Source organism: Meridianimarinicoccus zhengii (genome assembly GCF_003254465.1).
In the GTDB taxonomy this organism is placed as follows: domain Bacteria; phylum Pseudomonadota; class Alphaproteobacteria; order Rhodobacterales; family Rhodobacteraceae; genus Meridianimarinicoccus; species Meridianimarinicoccus zhengii.
Genome location: NZ_QDFI01000021.1, coordinates 32,340 through 53,043, shown reverse-complemented (window position 1 = coordinate 53,043; position 20,704 = coordinate 32,340). Strand labels below are relative to the sequence as shown.

Genomic DNA, 20,704 nt, shown 5'->3' with positions numbered 1-20,704 from the left:
AATGCCCCCCGAACTCACCGCTCTCGCCCTCTCGGCCCTGCTGCTGCTGGTGCAACTCGCCATCATGGCCGTGCGCGCGAACCTGGAGATCGGGCCGGGCTACTTCCTGTCGCCGCGCGACGGGCCGCCGCCGAAGCCGCTGGACCCCGGCACGCTCCGGCTCAAGCGGGCCTATGATAACCATATTGAGGGACTTTTGCCTTTCGCCGTGGCGGTCGGCGTGGTCTCTCTGGCGGGGGCGAACTCCGCGCTGACGGCGGCCTGCGCATGGGGCTACCTCATGGCGCGCGTGGCCTATGTGCCCGCCTATTTCTACGGCCTCGTGCCATGGCGGTCGGTGGTCTTCGCCGCGGGCTACCTCGCCACCGGGCTGATGCTCATCGCCGCGCTACTGGGCGGCTGACCGACGACTGACAGACGGGCCGATGCCCGAGGGAGACGAAAATGGCAGACTATGATGTGATCGTGATCGGCAGCGGCCCCGGCGGCTATGTCTGCGCCATCCGCTGCGCGCAGCTGGGGCTGAAGACCGCCTGCGTCGAAGGGCGCGACACGCTGGGCGGCACCTGCCTGAACATCGGCTGCATCCCGTCCAAGGCGCTGCTGCATGCCTCCCACCAGGTGCACGAGGCCGAGCACAATTTCGAGAAGATGGGCATCAAGGTCGCCGCCCCCAAGATCGACTGGAAGGCGATGCTCGCCTACAAGGACGACGTGATCGGCCAGAACACCAAGGGCATCGAGTTCCTGTTCAAGAAGAACAAGATCGACTGGCTGAAGGGCTGGGGCAAGATCCCCGAGGCCGGGAAGGTGCTGGTCGGCAACGAGACGCACAACGCCAAGCACATCGTGATCGCCACGGGGTCGGAACCGTCGTCGCTGCCCGGCGTGGAGATCGACGAGAAGACCGTGGTGACCTCCACCGGCGCGCTGGAACTGGGCAAGATCCCCAAGTCGATGGTGGTGATCGGCGGCGGCGTGATCGGGCTGGAGCTGGGGTCGGTCTATGCGCGGCTTGGGACCGAGGTGCAGGTGATCGAATATCTCGATGCGATCACGCCCGGCCAAGACGCAGAGGTCGCGCGGAATTTCCAGAAGATCCTCGCCAAGCAGGGCCTGTCCTTCACGCTGGGGGCGGCCGTGCAGAAGGTGGAGTCCATGAAGACCAAGGCCAAGGTCACCTACAAGCTGCGCAAGGACGACAGCGAGCACACGGTCGATACGGAGATCGTGCTCGTGGCCACGGGCCGCAAGCCCTTCACCGACGGGCTGGGACTGGGCGATCTAGGCATGGAGATGTCCAAGCGCGGGCAGGTCGTGACCGACGGGCACTACGCCACCAGCGTCAAGGGCGTCTATGCCATCGGCGACGCGATCGACGGCCCGATGCTGGCGCACAAGGCCGAGGACGAGGGCATGGCCGTGGCCGAGGTCATCGCGGGACAGGCGGGGCACGTGAATTACGACGTGATCCCCGGCGTGATCTACACCCACCCGGAAGTCGCCAGCGTCGGCAAGACCGAGGAGCAGCTGAAGGAAGCCGGGGTCGCCTACAAGGTCGGCAAGTTCAACTTCATGGGCAACGGTCGGGCCAAGGCCAATTTCGCCGCGGACGGGTTCGTGAAGATCCTCGCCGACAAGGCGACGGACCGGGTGCTCGGGGCGCATATCATCGGCCCGATGGCGGGCGACCTGATCCACGAGATCTGCGTGGCCATGGAATTCGGCGCAGCGGCCGAGGATGTCGCGCGCACCTGCCACGCGCATCCGACCTATTCCGAAGCCGTGCGCGAAGCGGCACTGGCCTGCGGGGACGGTCCGATCCATTCGTGACCAGCCTGCGCCGGGCCGGATCGCTTGGGGCCGCGGGCATGCACCCGTGGCCCTATTGCGTGCGGGGCCAGGCCAGCGCCGCAACCCGCACTTGTGGGGATACCGTTTTCTGGAAGGGGATGGTGGGCGACCCTGGAATCGAACCAGGCGTGGGTCTCCCCGGCGGAGTTACAGTCCGCTGCCGCACCTTGCAGCCCGTCGCCCAACGTGCGCGGGGATACCGGCCCGCGCGAAGCGGGTCAAGGCGAAAAAGCGGCCGTGCGCAGGGTGCTGCGGGCTTGCCTGCCCGGTACCCTTGGCGCATGGTCCGGACCTTGAACGGCAGGGGTGACATCCGTGAAAAAACCGAAATGGGTGGTCGAAAAGGAACAGGCCAAGCGCGCGGCCGCCGCGGAGACCCTGTGGCTGTTCGGCCTGCATGCGGTGCGCGATGCGCTGGTGAACCCGGCACGCCACCGCCTGCGGCTGGTGGCGACGCGGAACGCCGCAGACAAGCTGGCCGATGCGATCGCCACGAGCGGGATGGAGCCGGAGATCGTCGACCCGCGCCGGTTCCCGGTGCCGCTCGACCCCGGATCGGTGCACCAGGGTGCGGCGCTGGAGGTCCGGCCGCTGGACTGGGGGAGCCTCGCCGATCGCTGTGCCACGGGCGATGATGCGGGCGGCCGCGCCATCGTCGTGGCGCTCGACCGTGTGACGGACCCGCACAACGTCGGGGCCATCCTGCGCTCGGCCGAGGTGTTCGGGGCGCGGGCCGTAGTCGCACCTGCCCGCCACGCGGCACCGGAAACCGGCGCACTGGCCAAGACCGCGTCGGGCGCGCTGGAACGCCAGCCCTATCTACGTGTGCGCAATCTGACCGCTGCGCTGCAAGAGCTGCGCGACATGGGCTTCGTCCTGCTGGGTCTTGCGGGCGAGGCCGACCAGGACCTTGGCGAGGGGCTTGCGACCCATGCGGGCCGTCCCGTGGTGCTTGTGCTGGGGGCTGAGGGGCCGGGCCTGCGCGAAGGCACACGCGCCGCCTGTGACGCGCTGGTGCGGGTTCCGGCCACGGGGGCCTTCGGGTCGCTCAACGTGTCGACCGCCGCGGCGGTCGCGCTCTATGCCGCGCGAACGGGGGGCGGGTGATGCCGGCCACGAAGATCGCCACCTGCTGCTATTGCGGTACACGCGCCGCGCTGGTCCTGCGCGGGGACATACGCCACGAACTGAGCTGTGCCGCCTGTGGGGCGCCATTGCACGACCTCAAGGCGATGCCGGTGGACCGTGCCCGGACAGCGAAGCCAGCCGCTGCCCGCCCGGCGCCCCGCGGACCTGAGCCCGCAAGGCACGCGAAGCCGCGCCGACGCAAGCGGAAGTCGCTGTCGCGGCGCATCCTGTCAGAAGCGTTCGACCTGATCGAGGATATCCTCGACTGACCCTGGCGCCGGATCACTTCACCATTTCGTCAACTGACGGCAGCGCGCCAGACGCGAACCTTTCCGTCGCGGCGCGAACATCTACCTTAAAAAGCATGGGCACAAGACGTGGAACCCTTGTGCCTCAACTGTCCCTCGTTCCAACACCTGCGCCCGGTCACGCCGGGCGTTTTTTTTGTGGCACGCCGGTGGTGTGGCATGGCAGGTTTGCCCCCATGACGACCGATCCCGAGTTGCGCCGCATACTGAACGAGACCAAGGTCATCGCCTGCGTGGGCGTGTCGCCCAACCCGGTGCGACCGAGCCATTACGTGGCGCGCTTTCTGTCGCTGCGCGGTTATCGCGTGATCCCGGTCAACCCCGGTCACGCGGGCGCGCAGTTGTTCGGGGAAACCGTCGTGGCGCATCTGTCGGACATCCCTCCCGACGCGCGGGTGGACATGGTCGATATCTTCCGCCGGTCGGACCACGTGCCGCCGATCGTTGATGAGGCCATCACCCACCTGCCCGACCTGCGCACGGTCTGGATGCAGATCGGGGTGGAACATGCCGAAGCGGCCGCGATGGCGGCAGCGCAGGGCCTGTGCGTCGTGCAGAATCGCTGTCCCAAGATCGAATACCAGCGTCTGTTCGGCGAATTGCGCCGGGGCGGCTTCGCCACCGGCGTGATCTCGTCGAAACTGTAAGGCGCTACCGCCCCGCCTTTTCGTCAAGCCCGGACTGACCGCTGCGGCGATCAAGCTCGGCCAGCACATCGGCCAGTGGCACGTCGCGCGCGGCCAGCATCACCAGCAGGTGGTAAAGCACGTCGGCCGCTTCGGTGGTCAGCCGCGCGCGGTCGCCCTTCACTGCCTCGATGATCGCCTCCACGGCTTCCTCGCCGAATTTCTCGGCGCATTTTTCGGGGCCCTTGGCCAGCAGCTTCGCCGTCCAGGACGACGCAGGGTCCGCCCCGCGCCGCGCGTCGATGGTGGCGGCCAGACGGTCGAGCGCGGTCATGACAGCCGCACCGGGATGCCCGCCGCGGCCATGTGCGCCTTGGCCTCGCCAATTGTGTGTTCGCCGAAATGGAAGATCGATGCGGCAAGGACCGCGCTGGCATGGCCCTCCGTCACGCCTTCGACCAGATGGTCGAGGGTCCCGACCCCGCCCGACGCGATGACAGGCACCGACACGGCATCGGCGATGGCGCGGGTCAGGGGCAAGTTGAAGCCGGACCGCGTCCCGTCCCGGTCCATGGAGGTCAACAGGATTTCCCCCGCACCCTTCTCCGTCACCAGGCGGGCGAATTCGACCGCGTCGATGCCCGTGGGCCGTCGCCCGCCATGTGTGAAGATTTCCCAACGACCGGGTTCCACGGTCTTGGCGTCGATTGCGACGACGATGCACTGACTGCCGAACCGGTCCGCGGATTCGGCCACGACGTCGGGGTTGGCGACGGCGGCGGAATTGAACGACACCTTGTCCGCCCCTGCCAGAAGCAGGTTGCGCACGTCTTCGGGCGTGCGAACGCCACCGCCGATGGTCAGCGGCATGAAGCAGTGCTCCGCCGTGCGCGTGGCGAGATCGTACATCGTGCCGCGGTTTTCATGGGTCGCGTTGATGTCGAGGAAGCAAAGCTCATCCGCGCCCGCCGCGTCATAGGCCTGGGCCGCTTCGACCGGGTCGCCCGCGTCGATCAGGTCCACGAAGTTCACGCCCTTCACGACGCGACCGTCCTTCACGTCGAGACAGGGAATGATGCGGGTCTTCAGCATGGCGACGATCCGGAATGAAAGGCGCGGCAGGGGGTAACCCCGCCGCGCGACCGAGGTCTCCTGCGCCGGTCAGCGCCGCGCGGGGGGCGTGCGTTTCGCACCGCCCGAGCGCTTCTTGCCGCGCAGGTTCGATTTCTCGATCAGGCCTTCGTACTGGTGCGCCAGAAGGTGGCTCTGGATCTGCTGGATCGTGTCCATGGTCACCGACACGACGATCAGCACCGAGGTCCCGCCGAAATAGAACGGGATCGCCAGTTGCGAACGCAGGATCTCGGGGAAAAGGACAACCGCCGCGAGATAGGCCGAACCGAGCACCAGCACGCGGTTGACGACGTAATCGAGATACTCCGCCGTGCGCTTGCCAGGCCGGATGCCGGGGATGAAGCCGTTCTGGTTCTTCAGGTTGTCGGCCACGTCCTCGGTCTTGAAGGCGACATTCAGCGTGTAGAAATACGTGAAGAACACCACCATGGCCGTCATGAACAGCAGGTAGAGCGGCTGGCCGGGCCCGAAATAGGCCATGATCGTCGACATGACCGGCCCGGTCTGGTTCTGCGAGAACGTCGCCAGCGTCGTGGGCAGCAAGAGCAGCGACGACGCAAAGATCGCCGGGATCACGCCCGCCGGGTTGACCTTGATCGGCAGGTGCGAGGCACCCCCGTCATAGACCTTCATGCCCACCTGACGGCGCGGATACTGGATGTGGATCTTGCGCAAGCTGCGCTCCATGAACACCACGAAGCCGATTGTCAGCATGACCATCACGAGCACGCCGATGATGACCGGCACGCTGATGGCACCCGACCGGCCCGACGCGAAGAACTGCGCCAGCGCCGCCGGAACCTCGGCGATGATGCCCACGAAGATGATCAGCGAAATGCCGTTGCCGATGCCGCGCTGGGTGATCTGCTCGCCCAGCCACATCAGGAACATCGTGCCGCCCACCAGCGTAATCATGCAGGCGATGCGGAAGAACCAGCCCGGATCGGTCGCCAGCCCGCCGGATTCGAGGCTGACAGCCAGCCCGTAGGACTGGAACGTCGCCAGCAGCACCGTGAAGTAGCGCGTGTACTGGTTGAGCTTCTTGCGGCCCTGTTCGCCTTCCTTCTTGAGCTGCTGGAGCGGCTCCCACATGGCGGCGAGAAGCTGGATGATGATCGAGGCCGAGATATAGGGCATGATCCCGAGCGCGAAGATCCCCATGCGGGAGATGGCGCCGCCGGTGAACATGTTCAGCACGCCGCCGATACCCGATGCCGCCTGGTCCATGAAGGCCCGCAGCTCGTTCCCGTCGATACCCGGCACGGGGATATAGGTGCCAAGGCGATAGACGATCAGAAGCCCGAGGGTGAAGAGGATGCGCTGCCTGAGTTCGGTCGCCTTGCCGAAGGCGCCCCAGCTCATGTTCGCGGCCATTTGTTCCGCTGCTGATGCCATGCGATATCTCTTTCATGCAAACGCCGCCGGACCGGTTTCCGGTCGGCGGCGCTGGAAAACCTGACTAGGCATGTAGGCGGCATCGCCGCCGCCCACAACCGTTTACTCGGCCGCCGGTGCGGTTGTGACCGTCAGTGAACCACCGGCCTTGGCCACGGCATCCACAGCAGCCTGCGATGCGCCCGTGACGGTCAGGTTGACCGCCGCCGTGATGTCGCCTTTGGCGAGCACCCGGATACCATCGCGCTTGCGCCGCACGAGGCCGGACGCGATCAGCGCATCCTCGTCCACCGGCTGCGCCACGTCGATCTTGCCCGCGTCGATGAATTTCTGAATGAGGCCGAGGTTGACGACGGCGAATTCCTTGCGGTTCGGCTTGTTGAAGCCGCGCTTGGGCAGGCGCTGGTAGAGCGGCATCTGGCCGCCTTCATACCCGCCGATAGCCACACCGGACCGGGATTTCTGGCCCTTGATCCCGCGGCCACCCATCTTGCCCTTGCCCGAGCCGGGGCCACGGCCGATGCGCTTTGCCTTGCGCGCCGCGCCCGGATTGTCACGAAGTTCGTGCAGTTTCATGTCGCTTGTCTCCTTGGCCGGACATGCCCTACCAGCGACGGTGTGGGGCAGCCACGGCATGTTGTGGGAAAGGGGCGCCGGACCGGCACCCCCGAAAGGCGATGTCAGCCCCGTTCCTCGATGATTTCCACCAGATGCGGGATCGAGTTGACCATGCCGCGCACCGAAGGCGTGTCCTCCAGCTCGCGGGTCTTGTGCATCTTGTTCAGCCCCAGGCCCACCAGCGTCGCGCGCTGCTTGGCCGGGCGGCGGATCGGCGAACCGATCTGCCTCACGACGATTGTCTTTGCCATCTGTCAGGTTCCCTTATGCGCTTGCGTCTTCGGCGACCTGGCTCTGTTCGGCCGGTGCCTCGTCGCGCTTGGGTAGGATGTCCGCCACCTTCTTGCCGCGACGCTGCGCGACCATCCGGGGGCTCGCTTCGTTCCGCAGACCGTCGAGCGTGGCGCGGATCATGTTGTAGGGGTTCTGCGACCCCATCGACTTGGCGACCACGTCCTGCACGCCAAGCATCTCGAACACGGCGCGCATCGGACCACCGGCGATGATCCCGGTCCCCTGCGGGGCCGTGCGCATGATGACCTTGCCCGCGCCGTGACGCCCGTAGACGTCATGGTGCAGCGTGCGGCCTTCGCGGAGCGGCACGCGGATCAGGTTGCGGCGCGCCTGTTCGGTCGCCTTGCGGATCGCTTCGGGGACTTCCTTGGCCTTGCCCTTGCCGAAGCCGACACGGCCCTTCTGGTCGCCAACCACGACGAGCGCCGCGAAGCCGAAGCGCTTGCCGCCCTTCACGGTCTTGGAAACGCGGTTGATCGCGACAAGGCGATCCTGGAATTCGGGGTTCTCGTCGCGGTCGCGACCGCCACCCCGGCGATTGTCGTCACGTGCCATGCGGCATCCTTCGTCTTTGTGGCGCAGCGCGCCTGTCTGTCCGATCGCAGTGGGCGCGGTGCCCCCCGATCATCGAGCCGGCCCGAACGGGGCCGACCACCCGAAAAACCGGGGCCGCAAGCGCGGCCCCGACCGTCAGAATTTCAGGCCGCCTTCGCGCGCCGCATCGGCGAGCGCCTTGACCTTGCCGTGGAACAGGAAGCCGCCACGGTCGAAATAGCATTCGTCGATGCCCTTCGCCTTGGCGCGTTCCGCGATGGCAGCGCCGATCTTGGCGGCTGCATCGACGTTGTTCTTGCCCACGACGCCCAGATCCTTCTCGAGCGAGGATGCGGACACAAGGGTCACGCCATTGCCGTCGTCGATCAGCTGGACGCTGATGTTCTTGTTCGACCGGAAGACCGACAGGCGCGGACGCCCGTTCGCCATCTTCCGCAGTTTGTTCCGGACGCGCAGACGACGCTTGAGGAACAGATCTCTCTTGCTGTTGGCCATTGTCGCCGTCCTTACTTCTTCTTGCCTTCCTTACGGAAGATGAACTCGCCCTTGTAGCGGATACCCTTGCCCTTGTAAGGCTCCGGCGCGCGCCACTCGCGGATGTTTGCGGCCACCTGGCCGACGAGCTGCTGGTCGGCGCCCTCGATCACGATCTCGGTCTGCTTGGGGCAGCTGACCGTCACGCCCTCGGGCACCGGGAAATCCACGTCATGGCTGTAGCCAAGCGCCAGCTTCAGGGTATTGCCCTGCATCTGTGCCCGGTAACCCACGCCGGTGATCTCCAGCTCCCGCTTGAAGCCGTCCGACACGCCGGTGACGAGATTAGCAACCATGGTGCGGCTCATGCCCCACTGCTGCAGCGCCCGCTTCGACTTGCCGCGCGGGGTGACGGCGATGGTGCCGTCCTCCATCGCGATCGTCACGTCGTCGGTTGCGGTAAAGCTGCGGGTTCCCTTGGGGCCCTTCACTTCGACCGTCTGGCCCGACACCGTCGCCTGCACGCCCGAAGGCAGGGCCACGGGTTTCTTACCAATTCGAGACATACCCGGACCTCCTTAGAATACGGTGCAGAGCACTTCACCGCCAACATTGGCAGTGCGTGCGGCTGCATCCGACATCACGCCTTTCGGCGTGGAGACGATGGACACGCCCAGACCCTGACGGACCTGCGGAATCTCCTTGCTGGCCTTGTAGACCCGACGGCCCGGCGTGGACACGCGACGCAGGTCGCGGATCACGGGCGTGCCGTCGAAGTACTTCAGACCGATTTCCAGCGCCGGATGACCATTCTTGTCGAAGGTCTTCTCGTAGCCGCGGATGTAACCTTCATCCACCAGCACATCGAGAACCCAAGCCCGCAGCTTGGACGCCGGGGTCTTCACCGTCGCCTTGCCGCGCAGCTGCGCGTTGCGGATGCGGGTCAGCATATCACCCAAAGGATCGTTCATTGACCTGCCCCCCTCACCAGCTGGATTTCACGAGACCGGGGATCTGGCCGGCAGAGCCAAGTTCCCGCAGCATGATCCGCGACACCTTCAGCTTACGGTAGTAAGCATGGGGGCGGCCGGTCAGCTGGCAACGGTTGTGAAGACGTGTCGCCGAGGAATTCCGCGGCAGTTTCGCCAGTTTCAGACGCGCTTTGAAACGCTCTTCCATCGGGCGGGCTTCGTCGTTCGCGACTTCCTTCAGCGCGGCACGCTTGGCGGCGAACTTGTCCACCAGGGCCTGACGCTTCTTTTCGCGTTCGATCATCGATTTCTTTGCCATGTCTTGATCTCTCCCGCGGCTCAGCTGTTGAACGGCATGTTGAAATGCTTCAACAGCGCCTTGGCTTCCGCGTCCGTCGCCGCGGTGGTGCAGATGATGATGTCGAGTCCGCGCACTTCGTCCACCTTGTCGTATTCGATCTCGGGGAAGACGATGTGCTCCTTCAGGCCCATGGCGTAGTTGCCGCGGCCGTCGAAGGATTTGCCGTTCAGCCCGCGAAAGTCGCGGACGCGCGGCAGCGCGACTGTCACCAGACGGTCGAGAAATTCATACATCCGCGCCGCGCGCAGCGTGACCTTGCAGCCCAGCGGCATGTCTTCGCGCACCCGGAAACCGGCAACCGATTTCTTGGCCTTGGTCACGACGGCGTGCTGCCCGGCGATGCGGGTCAGTTCTTCCTGCGCGAACTTGACCTTCTTGGTGTCCTGCACGGCCTTGCCGACGCCCATGTTCAGCACGATCTTCTCGAGCCGGGGGATCTGCATGGCGTTCTTGTAGCCGAATTCCTCGCGCATCTTCGCCTTGATCTCGGCGTCGAAAAGCGCGCGCAGACGCGGTGTGTAATTGGCGGTATCCAGCATCACACGGTCTCCCCGGTGGTCTTGGCGACGCGCACCTTCTTGCCGTCCTCGATCCGGAAACCGACGCGGGTCGGCTTGCCGTTGGCATCCAGCAGCGCGAGGTTGCTCAGGTCGATCGGCATCGGCTTGGGAATGCGGCCGCCCTGGCTGTTCTGGGATTGCTTGGTGTGGCGGATGGCGATGTTCACGCCCTCGACCACGGCCTTGTTGGCCTTCGGATCGACCGACACGATCTCGCCGTCGCGGCCCTTGTCCTTGCCCGCGAGCACGCGGACCTTGTCACCCTTGCGGAGTTTCGCGGCCATCACAGCACCTCCGGCGCAAGCGAAATGATCTTCATGAAGTTCTTGGCGCGCAGTTCGCGCACCACTGGCCCGAAGATACGGGTGCCGATCGGCTCGCCCGAGTTGTTCAGGATCACGGCGGCATTGCGGTCGAACCGGATGGAGGTGCCGTCTTCGCGGCGCACTTCCTTGGATGTCCGCACGACGACGGCCTTGCGCACGTCGCCCTTCTTGACGCGGCCACGCGGGATCGCTTCCTTCACGGAGACGACGATGATGTCGCCCACCGAAGCATAGCGCCGCTTGGACCCGCCCAGAACCTTGATGCACTGCACCCGGCGAGCGCCGGAATTGTCAGCGACATCCAGATTGGTCTGCATCTGGATCATGGGGTGTCTCCCGACCTTTGGGACCGCTTTTCAGGCATTGATCCCAGGGTTTCGATGAAACCGGTTGGTGTGATCGCTTACGCGGTCAGCACCTCCCAGCGTTTTGTCTTGGACTTCGGGGCACATTCGATGATGCGCACGGTATCGCCTTCCTTGAAGCTGTTGGCTTCGTCATGGGCCCGATACTTCTTGGTCTTCTTGATGGTCTTCTTCATGACCGGATGCGTGAAGCGACGCTCCACCAGCACGGTCACGGTCTGGTCGTTCTTGGCCGAGGTCACGGTGCCAGACAGGATACGTTTGGGCATCTCTTATGCTCCCTGCGCAGGGGTTGCGGCAGCGGTCGCGGCCTTTTCGGTCAGCACGGTCTTGACCCGCGCCACATCGCGGCGGATCACGCGGATGCGCGCGGTGTTTTCCATCTGACCGGTGGCCTGCTGGAAGCGCAGGTTGAACGCCTCCTTCTTGAGGCGGATCAGTTCGTCCCGGAGCTGGTCCGGCGTCTTGTCTCGCAGTTCAGCGGCGTTCATCGCCTTTTCCTTCTTCAACGTCACCGGTAGGCCCCTTGTGCGCGCACGCCGGGTCACCCTGATTCCGGTGGAGATCGTGATGAGCGGCCCGCATACTGCGCCCGCCCCGCCATGGCAACCCCTTATGGCGCTCCGTGCAGCACTGCCACGCTTTTTCGCGCCGTCATGCCCACGCGTAGTTGAAGCTGACGCTTATGCGCTCGTCCTCGGCCATGTTCATGGGCACCTCGTGGCGCAGCCAGCTTTCCCACAGCAGCACGTCGCCGACCGCGGGACGGACATAGACGAAGCTGCGCAGGTCCTCGGGCGCGTCGCGGTGGCGCGGCGGGGCGGCCATCATCATGGGCAGGCGCGGGTCTTCCAGCTTTAGCGCAGATGTGCCTTCCGGCATCGCCACATAGGTCGTGCCCGAAATGACGCTGTGCGGATGGATGTGGCTCCCATGCGTGCCACCCTGAGGCAGGATGTTGATCCAGATGTCCTCCAGCTTCAGCGACTTGTCCCCAAGGTCGAAGGCAAGATCCCCGGCGAACGCCATCACGTGCGCGTCAAGCGCCCTCACAAGGTCCCCGAAGATCGGGAACCGCCATGGCAAATCGGTCAGCGACGCGTAGGACGTGTAGCCGGGATAATCGTTCGCCTCGCACCATTCCTGCCCGGCCTCATCGTCGTCAGCGATCGACAGGCAGGATGCCTCCAGTTCGGCCGCGTCGATGGCCGGGGCATGGTCCGCAAGCGGGGCCTGGTAGAGCCGCGTGGCGAACAGCGAAAGGATGCGGGTCATGGGATGCCTTTCAACCAAGGGTCACGCGGCGGGTGATAAGCCCTTCGCGGCGCGGGGGAAACCGGCCCCACGAAAAACCCCCGCCGCATCGCTGCGCCGGGGGTGGATATGTCGATATGCCAAGGCAGGCAGCGGCGACGTTACCAGTCCTCGCGGACGACCAGACGGGTCTTGATCGGCAGCTTCATCGCGGCAAGGCGCAGAGCCTCGCGCGCGGTGGCTTCGGTCACGCCGTCGAGCTCGAACATGATCCGACCGGGCTTGACCTTGCAAGCCCAGAAATCGACCGAGCCCTTACCTTTACCCATCCGCACCTCGGTGGGCTTGGAGGTCACCGGCAGGTCCGGGAAGATCCGGATCCAGACCCGGCCCTGACGCTTCATGTGACGCGTCATGGCGCGGCGGGCAGCTTCGATCTGGCGCGCAGTGATACGCTCCGGCTGGATCGCCTTCAGGCCATAGGTGCCGAATGCGAGGTCCGATCCGCCCTTGGCTTCGCCGTGAATCCGGCCCTTGAACGCCTTGCGGAACTTCGTGCGTTTTGGTTGCAGCATGTCCGTCTCTCCTTAGCGGTCGCGGTCGCGGCGACCACCGCCACCGGCACCACGGGGGGCGGGACCGTCCTGAAGCTCTTGCGCCTTCCGGTCACGGGCCTGCGGGTCGTGCTCCATGATCTCGCCCTTGAAGATCCACACCTTGATCCCGATGATCCCGTAGGGCGTGGTGGCTTCGACGAAACCGTAATCGATATCGGCACGCAGCGTGTGCAGCGGCACGCGGCCTTCGCGGTACCATTCGGTCCGCGCGATTTCCGCACCGCCCAGACGCCCGGCCACGTTGAGCCGGATACCGAGTGCACCCATCCGCATGGAGCTTTGCACCGCGCGCTTCATCGCACGGCGGAAGCTGACCCTGCGTTCGAGCTGCTGGGCCACGTTCTCGGCCACAAGCCGGGCATCAAGCTCGGGCTTGCGCACCTCGACGATGTTCAGGTGCACTTCGCTCTTCGTCATCGCGGCGAGCTTCTTGCGCAGCACCTCGATGTCCGCGCCCTTCTTGCCGATGATGACACCGGGACGGGCCGTGTGCACGGTCACGCGGCACTTGCGGTGCGGGCGTTCGATGATGACATGGCTGACACCGGCCTGCTTGCACTCTTCATGGATGAAGTCGCGGATCTTCAGGTCTTCGAGCAGAAGATTCCCGTAATCCTTCGTGTCGGCATACCAGCGGCTGTCCCAGGTCCGGTTGACCTGAAGCCGCATGCCGACGGGATTGACCTTGTTACCCATTAGGCTTGCTCCTCGATCTGACGGACCTTGATGGTGAGTTCCGAGAACGGCTTGATGATCTTGCCGAACCGACCACGCGCACGGGGGCGCCCGCGCTTCAGCGTCAGGTTCTTGCCGACATACGCCTCGGCCACGACCAGTTCATCCACGTCGAGATTGTGGTTGTTCTCGGCATTGGCGATCGCCGATTGCAGGCACTTCTTCACGTCCTGCGAGATGCGCTTGTTCGAGAAGGTCAGATCGGCCAGCGCCTTGTCGACCTTCTTGCCGCGGATCATCGCCGCCACGAGATTTAGTTTCTGCGGGCTGGTGCGAAGCATGCGGAGTTTCGACATCGCTTCGTTGTCAGCCACGCGGCGGGGGTTCTTGTCCTTGCCCATGACTTACTTCCGCTTCGCTTTCTTGTCCGCCGCGTGACCGTAATAGGTCCGGGTCGGAGAATATTCACCGAACTTCTGGCCGATCATGTCTTCCGATACGTTGACCGGAACATGCTTCTTGCCGTTGTAGACACCGAAGGTCAGGCCGACGAATTGCGGCAGGATGGTGGATCGCCGGGACCAGATCTTGATGACTTCGTTCTTGCCCGACTCGCGGGATTTCTCGGCCTTCTTCAGCACGTAGCTGTCGACGAAAGGCCCCTTCCAGACGGAACGTCCCATGGTTTAGCGGCCCTTCTTCTTGGCGTGACGCGAGCGGATGATGAGCTTCTGCGACGCCTTGTTCGTGTCGCGGGTGCGTGCACCCTTGGTCGGCTTGCCCCAGGGAGTGACCGGGTGACGACCGCCCGAGGTCCGGCCTTCGCCGCCGCCATGGGGGTGATCAATCGGGTTCATGACGACACCGCGCACCGACGGGCGGCGCCCCTGGTGGCGCGTGCGCCCGGCCTTGCCGAAATTCTGGTTGCTGTTGTCGGGGTTCGACACGGCACCGACGGTCGCCATGCATTCCTGGCGCACCAGCCGCAGTTCGCCCGAGGAAAGGCGGATCTGCGCGTAGCCGCCATCGCGACCGACAAACTGGGCATATGTGCCCGCGGCGCGCGCAATCTGGCCGCCCTTGCCGGGCTTCAGCTCGATGTTGTGCACGATCGTCCCGATGGGCATCCCCGAGAACGGCATCGCGTTGCCGGGCTTGATGTCCACCTTGGCGCCCGACAAGATCTTGTCACCGACGCCAAGACGCTGCGGTGCCAGGATATAGGCCTGCTCGCCATCCTCGTACTGGATCAACGCGATGAAGGCGGTTCGGTTGGGATCGTATTCGACCCGCGCGACCACGGCCTGCATGTCGTGCTTGGTGCGGCGGAAATCCACGATGCGGTACAGACGCTTCGCCCCGCCACCGCGGCGGCGCGACGTGATCCGTCCGGTATTGTTCCGGCCGCCCGACTTGGTCAAACCCTCAGTGAGGGATTTGACCGGACGCCCTTTCCAAAGCTCCGAACGGTCGATCAGAACCAGCCCGCGCTGGCCAGGCGTCGTCGGTTTGTACGACTTGAGTGCCATGCTTTCTGTCTTCCGTTGTTGAATGCCCGCGAACGGGCGATCTTGCGAAAAATCAAGGCCCCGGACGCATCCGGGGCCATGGGTTTGCGCGGGCTATCAGAGCCCGGTGGTCACGTCAATCGTGTTGCCCTCTTCGAGCGTGACATAGGCCTTCTTCACGTCGCGGCGCTTGCCCAGCATCCCGCGGAACCGCTTGACCTTGCCCTTGGTGACGGTCGTGTTCACGGCCTTCACCTTGACGTTGAACAACGCCTCGACCGCTTCCTTGATCTGCGGCTTGTTCGCATCGATCGCCACTTCGAAGACCACGGCGTTGTTTTCCGACGCCATGGTGGCCTTTTCAGTGATGACCGGCTTGCGGATCACATCGTAGAGTTCGGCTTTGGTGGTCATTTCAGGCGCGCCTCCAGCGCTTCGACACCGGCCTTCGTGATCACGAGCGTGTCACGGCGCAGGATGTCATAAACATTGGCCCCGATGGACGGCAGCACGTCGAGTCCGTCGATATTGGCCGCGGCCTGCGCGAAATTCGCGTTCACCTCGGCGCCGTCGATCACGAGAACGCGCTTCCAGCCCAGCTTCTTGACCGCCTGTGCCAGCGACTTGGTCTTGCCGTCGGCAAGGGCCGCGTCTTCCAGCACCACGAGATTGCCGGCCTGTGCCTTGGCACTCAGCGCGTGCTTCAGGCCCAGCTTGCGGAACTTCTTCGTCAGGTCGTGGGCATGGCTGCGCGGGGTCGGACCCTTGTAGATACCACCCTTGCGGAAGATCGGCGCATTCCGGTCGCCGTGGCGTGCGCCGCCGGTGCCCTTCTGGCGGTAGATCTTCTTGGTCGAGTAGCTGGTTTCCGAGCGGGTCTTGACCTTGTGCGTCCCGGCCATCGCCTTGTTGCGCTGCCAGCGCACCACGCGGTGGAGGATGTCCGCACGCGGTTCCAGGCCGAAGATCTCGTCGCCCAGATCGACCGTGCCGGCGGCTTCGCCGTCCAGTTTGATCACATCGAGTTTCATGCCTCGTCGTCCTTCTTGTCGGCGGCGATGTCGGCCTCGGCTTCCTTCAGCGCGGCTTCTTCGGCGGCGGCGGCTTCTTCGGCGGCGGCCTTTGCGGCGGCTTCCTCTTCAGCGGCGGCCTGTGCAGCAGCTTCCTCGGCCAGGCGGCGTGCCTCGTCCGCAGCGGACTTCAGCGCGGCGGGCAGGATCGCGTTCTCGGGGAAGGGCTTCTTCACCGCGTCCTTGATCGTGACCCAGCCACCTTTCGACCCGGGGACCGCGCCCTTGACCATGATCAGCCCGCGATCGGCATCCGTGCGCACGACCTGCAGGTTCTGCGTGGTCACGCGTGCGGCACCCATGTGACCGGCCATCTTCTTGCCCTTGAACACCTTGCCGGGGTCCTGGCATTGGCCGGTGGAACCATGCGCGCGGTGGCTGATCGACACACCGTGGCTGGCCCGCAGACCCCCGAAGTTGTGCCGCTTCATCGCACCGGCAAAGCCCTTGCCGATGGACGTGCCGGACACGTCCACGAACTGGCCCGCGAAGTAATGATCCGCGGTGATTTCCTCACCGACGTTGATCAGGTTTTCGGGCGCCACGCGAAATTCGACCAGCTTGCGCTTGGGCGCAACCTTCGCCACGGCGAAATGGCCGCGCATCGGCTTGCTGACGCGCTTCGCCTTGGCTTCGCCCGCACCCAGCTGAACGGCCGTGTAGCCGTCGCGGTCGGCTGTGCGCGTGCCCACGACCTGCAACCCGTCGAGTTGCAGAACCGTCACCGGAACCTGCTTGCCGTCTTCCATGAACAGGCGGGTCATCCCCACCTTCTTCGCGATCACTCCAGAGCGCAACATCTCGACTGCCCCCCTCAAACCTTGATCTCGACGTCAACACCGGCCGCGAGGTCGAGCTTCATCAGCGCGTCCACGGTCTGCGGTGTCGGGTCGACGATATCGAGGAGCCGCTTGTGCGTGCGGATCTCGAACTGGTCGCGCGATTTCTTGTTCACGTGCGGGCTGCGCAGGACGGTGAACTTCTCGATCTTGTTCGGCAGCGGGATGGGCCCGCGCACCTGGGCGCCCGTGCGCTTGGCCGTGTTGACGATCTCCTGGGTGCTGGCATCCAGAACCCGATAGTCAAACGCCTTCAGCCGGATGCGAATGTTTTGGCTTTGCATTGTCGTGTCGCCTTTCGCGGCTTGGAAAAGAGAGGTGGAGCGCCCCTCATCGGGCGCCCCACTTGCATTTCCGAAGGTCAGTATCAGTCGAGGATTTTCGACACCACGCCGGCGCCGACGGTGCGGCCGCCTTCGCGGATGGCGAAGCGGAGCTTTTCCTCCATGGCGATCGGCGCGATCAGTTCCACCGTGAAGCTCACGTTGTCGCCCGGCATCACCATCTCCGTGCCTTCGGCCAGCGTCACCGTCCCGGTCACGTCCGTCGTGCGGAAGTAGAACTGCGGGCGGTAGTTGGCGAAGAACGGCGTGTGGCGCCCGCCCTCTTCCTTCGTCAGGATGTAGGCTTCGGCCTCGAACTTCGTGTGCGGGTTCACCGACTTCGGCTTGCACAGGACCTGCCCGCGCTCCACGCCTTCACGCTCGATCCCGCGCAGCAGGATGCCCACGTTGTCGCCCGCCTCGCCGCGGTCCAGCAGCTTGCGGAACATCTCGACGCCCGTGCAGGTCGTCTTCTTCGTGTCGCGGATGCCCACGATCTCGATCTCGTCGCCCACGTTGATCACGCCGCGCTCAACGCGCCCCGTCACCACCGTGCCGCGGCCGGAAATCGAGAACACGTCCTCGATCGGCATCAGGAACGGCTGGTCCACCGCGCGTTCGGGCGTCGGGATGTACTCGTCCACCGCCGCCATCAGCTTGCGGATCGATTCCTCGCCAATCTCAGGGTCGCGCCCTTCCATCGCCGCCAGCGCCGAGCCGGGGATCACCGGAATGTCGTCGCCGGGATACTCGTAGCTCGACAGAAGCTCGCGGATCTCCATCTCGACGAGCTCCAGAAGCTCCTCGTCATCCACCTGGTCGACCTTGTTCATGTAGACGACCATCGCCGGGATGCCGACCTGGCGGCCCAGCAGGATGTGCTCGCGCGTCTGCGGCATCGGGCCGTCCGCGGCGTTCACCACCAGGATCGCGCCGTCCATCTGCGCCGCACCCGTGATCATGTTCTTCACGTAGTCGGCGTGGCCGGGGCAGTCCACATGCGCATAGTGGCGCGCCTCGGTCTCGTACTCCACATGCGCGGTCGAGATCGTGATCCCCCGCGCCTTCTCCTCCGGCGCGCCGTCGATCTGGTCATAGGCGCGGAAATCGCCGAAATACTTCGTGATCGCAGCCGTCAGCGTCGTCTTGCCGTGGTCAACATGGCCGATCGTGCCGATGTTAACGTGCGGCTTGTTCCGTTCGAATTTTGCCTTTGCCATTGCGGCCTCCTGTTCGCGTTTGGGGCGGCGGGGACGACCCCGCCCTACGGGTGGTGGGTAGGGCGGGGTTCACCCCGCCATCCCGTCAAGCGTATTTCTTCTGGATTTCTTCGCTGATGTTCTGCGGCACGGGCTCGTAATGATCGAAGAGCATCGTGAACTGTGCGCGCCCGGACGACATCGAGCGCAGCGTGTTGATGTAGCCGAACATGTTCGCCAGCGGCACGAAGGCGTTGATGACGATCGCGTTGCCGCGGCTGTCCTGCCCCTGCACCATGCCACGCCGCGAGGTCAGGTCGCCGATCACGCCGCCGGTATATTCCTCCGGCGTCACGACCTCGACCTTCATGATCGGTTCGAGCAGCTTGGCGCCCGCCCGCTTCAGACCTTCGCGCATGCACATCCGCGCCGCGATCTCGAACGCCAGCACGCTGGAGTCCACGTCGTGGAACTTGCCGTCGATCAGCGCCACCTTGAAGTCGATCACCGGGAACCCGGCAAGCGGCCCGCTGTCCATCACCGACTTGATGCCCTTTTCGACACCGGGGATGTATTCCTTCGGCACGGCACCACCGACGATGCGGCTCTCGAACGAATAGCCTTCGCCCGGCTCTGTCGGTGCGATGATCAGCTTCACCTCGGCGAATTGGCCCGACCCACCCGACTGTTTCTTGTGGGTGTAGGTGTGCTCGATCTCGTGGCCGATGGTTTCACGATACGCCACCTGCGGCGCACCGATATTCGCCTCGACCTTGAACTCGCGCTTCAGACGGTCGACCAGGATGTCGAGATGGAGTTCGCCCATCCCTTTCATGATCGTCTGGCCCGATTCCAGATCGGTCTCGACGCGGAAGGACGGATCTTCCGCCGCAAGACGCTGGAGGCCCATGGACATCTTTTCCTGGTCCGCCTTGGTCTTGGGTTCGACCGCGATCTCGATCACCGGATCGGGGAAGGTCATCGTTTCCAGAACCACTTGCTTGTTCGGGTCGCACAGCGTGTCGCCCGTGGTGGTTTCCTTCAGACCCGCCAGGGCGATGATGTCGCCGGACCCGGCCCAATCGATTTCCTCGCGGGAATTCGAGTGCATCATCATCATCCGGCCGATGCGTTCCCGCTTGCCCTTGGTCGAGTTCAGAACCGAATCGCCCTTGGACAGGATGCCCGAATAGATCCGCGTGAAGGTCAGCGACCCCACGAACGGGTCGTTCATGATCTTGAACGCAAGACCCGCGAACGGCTCTTCATCACCAGCGCGGCGTTCGATGTTGCGGGTTTCCGTTTCGTCGTCCGGCGAAAAGCCCATGTAGGGCGGCACGTCCAGCGGACCGGGCAGAAAATCGATCACGGCGTTGAGCAGGGGCTGAACACCCTTGTTCTTGAACGCCGAACCGGCGGTCACGGGCACGAAGGCCAGCGTCAGGCAGCCCTTGCGGATCAGCTTGCGCAGCGTGTCTTCGTCGGGCTCGACGCCTTCGAGATACTGCTCCATCGCGTCGTCATCGACCTCGACCGCAACTTCGATGAGGTTCGCGCGCCATTCGTCTGCGATATCCTGAAGCTCCTCACGGATCGGACGACGGAACCAGGACGCACCCAGATCCTCGCCTTCCCAGACCCATTCTTCCATCTTGATCAGGTCGATGATGCCTTCGAGCTTGTCCTCGGCCCCGATCGGCAGCGCGATGGGCGCGGGGATGGCACCGGTGCGGTCCTTGATCATCTTCACGCAGTTGAAGAAGTCGGCGCCGATCTTGTCCATCTTGTTGACGAACACGATGCGCGGCACCTTGTAGCGGTCGGCCTGACGCCACACGGTTTCGGTCTGCGGTTCGACACCGGCATTGGCGTCGAGCAGGCAGATCGCACCGTCGAGAACGGCAAGCGAACGCTCCACCTCGATCGTGAAATCCACGTGGCCGGGCGTGTCGATGATGTTGAAGCGGAATTTCGTGTCCGACGTGCCTTCGGCAGTCGGGTCTTCCTGGCGCTGCCAGAACGTGGTCGTGGCGGCGGAGGTGATCGTGATGCCCCGCTCCTGCTCCTGTTCCATCCAGTCCATCGTGGCGGCGCCGTCATGGACTTCGCCGATCTTGTGGGACTTGCCGGTGTAATACAGGATGCGCTCGGTCGTCGTGGTCTTGCCCGCGTCGATATGGGCCATGATCCCGAAGTTCCGGTAGCGCGTCAGGGGATAGTCGCGTGCCATGAGGGTATCCTCTTGCTCTG

The 20,704-nt window shown here is 64.6% G+C and carries 32 protein-coding genes and 1 tRNA gene; 5 read left to right on the top strand and 28 right to left on the bottom strand.

Annotated elements, in window-relative coordinates:
- Nucleotide 1 precedes the first annotated feature (1 nt).
- Both DDE13_RS09095 and lpdA read left to right on the top strand, forming a co-directional pair.
- Complete coding sequence (locus tag DDE13_RS09095) at nt 2-403, top strand: MAPEG family protein (protein ID WP_111403635.1); 402 nt, start codon at nt 2-4, stop codon at nt 401-403.
- A 41-nt stretch (nt 404-444) separates the two neighbouring features.
- Nucleotides 445-1,833, top strand: coding sequence for a dihydrolipoyl dehydrogenase (lpdA, locus tag DDE13_RS09090; RefSeq protein WP_111403633.1), 1,389 nt, complete (start codon nt 445-447; stop codon nt 1,831-1,833).
- A 120-nt stretch (nt 1,834-1,953) separates the two neighbouring features.
- Here lpdA and DDE13_RS22805 read toward each other — a convergent pair.
- A tRNA-Tyr gene (locus tag DDE13_RS22805) sits at nt 1,954-2,037 on the bottom strand.
- A gap of 132 nt (nt 2,038-2,169) precedes the next feature.
- Between DDE13_RS22805 and rlmB the strand changes: the two genes are divergently transcribed.
- The 3 genes from rlmB (at nt 2,170) to DDE13_RS09075 (ending at nt 3,937) form a co-directional block, all read left to right on the top strand.
- The gene (gene rlmB, locus DDE13_RS09085) at nt 2,170-2,961 is read left to right on the top strand and encodes a 23S rRNA (guanosine(2251)-2'-O)-methyltransferase RlmB (RefSeq protein WP_111403659.1); all 792 of its coding nucleotides are present in this window, start codon (nt 2,170-2,172) and stop codon (nt 2,959-2,961) included.
- Complete coding sequence (locus DDE13_RS09080) at nt 2,961-3,251, top strand: hypothetical protein (RefSeq protein WP_222626061.1); 291 nt, start codon at nt 2,961-2,963, stop codon at nt 3,249-3,251. Before rlmB ends, DDE13_RS09080 begins: the two co-directional genes overlap by 1 nt.
- 215 nt (nt 3,252-3,466) lie before the next feature.
- Complete coding sequence (locus DDE13_RS09075; RefSeq protein WP_111403629.1) at nt 3,467-3,937, top strand: CoA-binding protein; 471 nt, start codon at nt 3,467-3,469, stop codon at nt 3,935-3,937.
- Between the two features lie 4 nt (nt 3,938-3,941).
- Here the strand turns inward: DDE13_RS09075 and DDE13_RS09070 are convergent, their stop codons facing one another.
- From DDE13_RS09070 to fusA, 27 genes are all read right to left on the bottom strand, one after another.
- A complete protein-coding gene (locus tag DDE13_RS09070; RefSeq protein ID WP_111403627.1) occupies nt 3,942-4,250 on the bottom strand; it encodes a phosphoribosyl-ATP diphosphatase in 309 nt (102 codons plus the stop codon).
- Entirely contained in the window at nt 4,247-5,008 is a 762-nt protein-coding gene (hisF, locus tag DDE13_RS09065; protein WP_111403626.1) for an imidazole glycerol phosphate synthase subunit HisF, read from the bottom strand. Before hisF ends, DDE13_RS09070 begins: the two co-directional genes overlap by 4 nt.
- Before the next feature lie 69 nt (nt 5,009-5,077).
- Entirely contained in the window at nt 5,078-6,445 is a 1,368-nt protein-coding gene (gene secY, locus DDE13_RS09060; RefSeq protein WP_111403624.1) for a preprotein translocase subunit SecY, read from the bottom strand.
- Nucleotides 6,446-6,547: 102 nt separating this feature from the next.
- Complete coding sequence (gene rplO, locus DDE13_RS09055; RefSeq protein ID WP_111403622.1) at nt 6,548-7,021, bottom strand: 50S ribosomal protein L15; 474 nt, start codon at nt 7,019-7,021, stop codon at nt 6,548-6,550.
- Between the two features lie 104 nt (nt 7,022-7,125).
- On the bottom strand, nt 7,126-7,314 hold the full coding sequence (gene rpmD, locus DDE13_RS09050; RefSeq protein WP_111403620.1) for a 50S ribosomal protein L30: 189 nt from the start codon (nt 7,312-7,314) through the stop codon (nt 7,126-7,128).
- A gap of 13 nt (nt 7,315-7,327) precedes the next feature.
- Complete coding sequence (gene rpsE / locus DDE13_RS09045) at nt 7,328-7,912, bottom strand: 30S ribosomal protein S5 (RefSeq protein WP_111403618.1); 585 nt, start codon at nt 7,910-7,912, stop codon at nt 7,328-7,330.
- Between the two features lie 135 nt (nt 7,913-8,047).
- Nucleotides 8,048-8,407 carry a 50S ribosomal protein L18 gene (gene rplR, locus DDE13_RS09040; RefSeq protein ID WP_111403616.1) on the bottom strand — a complete coding sequence of 120 codons (360 nt, stop codon included), beginning with the start codon at nt 8,405-8,407 and terminating at the stop codon, nt 8,048-8,050.
- An 11-nt stretch (nt 8,408-8,418) separates the two neighbouring features.
- The gene (rplF, locus tag DDE13_RS09035; protein WP_111403614.1) at nt 8,419-8,952 is read right to left on the bottom strand and encodes a 50S ribosomal protein L6; all 534 of its coding nucleotides are present in this window, start codon (nt 8,950-8,952) and stop codon (nt 8,419-8,421) included.
- 12 nt (nt 8,953-8,964) lie between these two features.
- Nucleotides 8,965-9,357, bottom strand: a complete 393-nt coding sequence (gene rpsH / locus DDE13_RS09030; protein WP_111403612.1) for a 30S ribosomal protein S8 — start codon at nt 9,355-9,357, stop codon at nt 8,965-8,967.
- 13 nt (nt 9,358-9,370) lie between these two features.
- Nucleotides 9,371-9,676, bottom strand: coding sequence for a 30S ribosomal protein S14 (rpsN, locus tag DDE13_RS09025; protein WP_111403610.1), 306 nt, complete (start codon nt 9,674-9,676; stop codon nt 9,371-9,373).
- 20 nt (nt 9,677-9,696) lie between these two features.
- Nucleotides 9,697-10,257 carry a 50S ribosomal protein L5 gene (rplE, locus tag DDE13_RS09020; RefSeq protein ID WP_111403608.1) on the bottom strand — a complete coding sequence of 187 codons (561 nt, stop codon included), beginning with the start codon at nt 10,255-10,257 and terminating at the stop codon, nt 9,697-9,699.
- Entirely contained in the window at nt 10,257-10,562 is a 306-nt protein-coding gene (gene rplX, locus DDE13_RS09015) for a 50S ribosomal protein L24 (RefSeq protein ID WP_111403606.1), read from the bottom strand. Before rplX ends, rplE begins: the two co-directional genes overlap by 1 nt.
- Nucleotides 10,562-10,930 (bottom strand): 50S ribosomal protein L14, encoded by a 369-nt coding sequence (rplN, locus tag DDE13_RS09010; RefSeq protein WP_111403604.1) that lies wholly within the window; start codon nt 10,928-10,930, stop codon nt 10,562-10,564. Before rplN ends, rplX begins: the two co-directional genes overlap by 1 nt.
- A gap of 77 nt (nt 10,931-11,007) precedes the next feature.
- Nucleotides 11,008-11,238, bottom strand: a complete 231-nt coding sequence (gene rpsQ / locus DDE13_RS09005; RefSeq protein ID WP_111403602.1) for a 30S ribosomal protein S17 — start codon at nt 11,236-11,238, stop codon at nt 11,008-11,010.
- 3 nt (nt 11,239-11,241) lie between these two features.
- Nucleotides 11,242-11,460 (bottom strand): 50S ribosomal protein L29, encoded by a 219-nt coding sequence (gene rpmC, locus DDE13_RS09000; protein WP_111403600.1) that lies wholly within the window; start codon nt 11,458-11,460, stop codon nt 11,242-11,244.
- 163 nt (nt 11,461-11,623) lie between these two features.
- The gene (locus tag DDE13_RS08995) at nt 11,624-12,244 is read right to left on the bottom strand and encodes a TIGR02466 family protein (RefSeq protein ID WP_111403598.1); all 621 of its coding nucleotides are present in this window, start codon (nt 12,242-12,244) and stop codon (nt 11,624-11,626) included.
- A 140-nt stretch (nt 12,245-12,384) separates the two neighbouring features.
- Nucleotides 12,385-12,798, bottom strand: a complete 414-nt coding sequence (gene rplP / locus DDE13_RS08990; protein ID WP_111403596.1) for a 50S ribosomal protein L16 — start codon at nt 12,796-12,798, stop codon at nt 12,385-12,387.
- A 12-nt stretch (nt 12,799-12,810) separates the two neighbouring features.
- Entirely contained in the window at nt 12,811-13,536 is a 726-nt protein-coding gene (rpsC, locus tag DDE13_RS08985; protein ID WP_111403594.1) for a 30S ribosomal protein S3, read from the bottom strand.
- Nucleotides 13,536-13,916, bottom strand: a complete 381-nt coding sequence (rplV, locus tag DDE13_RS08980) for a 50S ribosomal protein L22 (RefSeq protein WP_111403592.1) — start codon at nt 13,914-13,916, stop codon at nt 13,536-13,538. Before rplV ends, rpsC begins: the two co-directional genes overlap by 1 nt.
- A gap of 3 nt (nt 13,917-13,919) precedes the next feature.
- The gene (gene rpsS, locus DDE13_RS08975) at nt 13,920-14,198 is read right to left on the bottom strand and encodes a 30S ribosomal protein S19 (RefSeq protein ID WP_111403590.1); all 279 of its coding nucleotides are present in this window, start codon (nt 14,196-14,198) and stop codon (nt 13,920-13,922) included.
- A gap of 3 nt (nt 14,199-14,201) precedes the next feature.
- Nucleotides 14,202-15,044, bottom strand: a complete 843-nt coding sequence (gene rplB, locus DDE13_RS08970) for a 50S ribosomal protein L2 (RefSeq protein WP_111403588.1) — start codon at nt 15,042-15,044, stop codon at nt 14,202-14,204.
- A gap of 96 nt (nt 15,045-15,140) precedes the next feature.
- Nucleotides 15,141-15,437 (bottom strand): 50S ribosomal protein L23, encoded by a 297-nt coding sequence (locus DDE13_RS08965; RefSeq protein ID WP_111403586.1) that lies wholly within the window; start codon nt 15,435-15,437, stop codon nt 15,141-15,143.
- Nucleotides 15,434-16,054: a 50S ribosomal protein L4 gene (gene rplD, locus DDE13_RS08960; RefSeq protein ID WP_111403584.1), complete on the bottom strand. Its 621-nt coding sequence runs from the start codon at nt 16,052-16,054 to the stop codon at nt 15,434-15,436. Before rplD ends, DDE13_RS08965 begins: the two co-directional genes overlap by 4 nt.
- Nucleotides 16,051-16,893 carry a 50S ribosomal protein L3 gene (gene rplC / locus DDE13_RS08955; protein WP_111403582.1) on the bottom strand — a complete coding sequence of 281 codons (843 nt, stop codon included), beginning with the start codon at nt 16,891-16,893 and terminating at the stop codon, nt 16,051-16,053. The genes rplD and rplC overlap by 4 nt, the downstream gene beginning before the upstream one ends.
- A gap of 14 nt (nt 16,894-16,907) precedes the next feature.
- Nucleotides 16,908-17,216: a 30S ribosomal protein S10 gene (gene rpsJ, locus DDE13_RS08950; RefSeq protein WP_111403580.1), complete on the bottom strand. Its 309-nt coding sequence runs from the start codon at nt 17,214-17,216 to the stop codon at nt 16,908-16,910.
- 83 nt (nt 17,217-17,299) lie between these two features.
- Complete coding sequence (gene tuf, locus DDE13_RS08945; protein WP_111403554.1) at nt 17,300-18,475, bottom strand: elongation factor Tu; 1,176 nt, start codon at nt 18,473-18,475, stop codon at nt 17,300-17,302.
- An 85-nt stretch (nt 18,476-18,560) separates the two neighbouring features.
- Complete coding sequence (fusA, locus tag DDE13_RS08940; RefSeq protein ID WP_111403578.1) at nt 18,561-20,684, bottom strand: elongation factor G; 2,124 nt, start codon at nt 20,682-20,684, stop codon at nt 18,561-18,563.
- Nucleotides 20,685-20,704 lie beyond the last annotated feature (20 nt).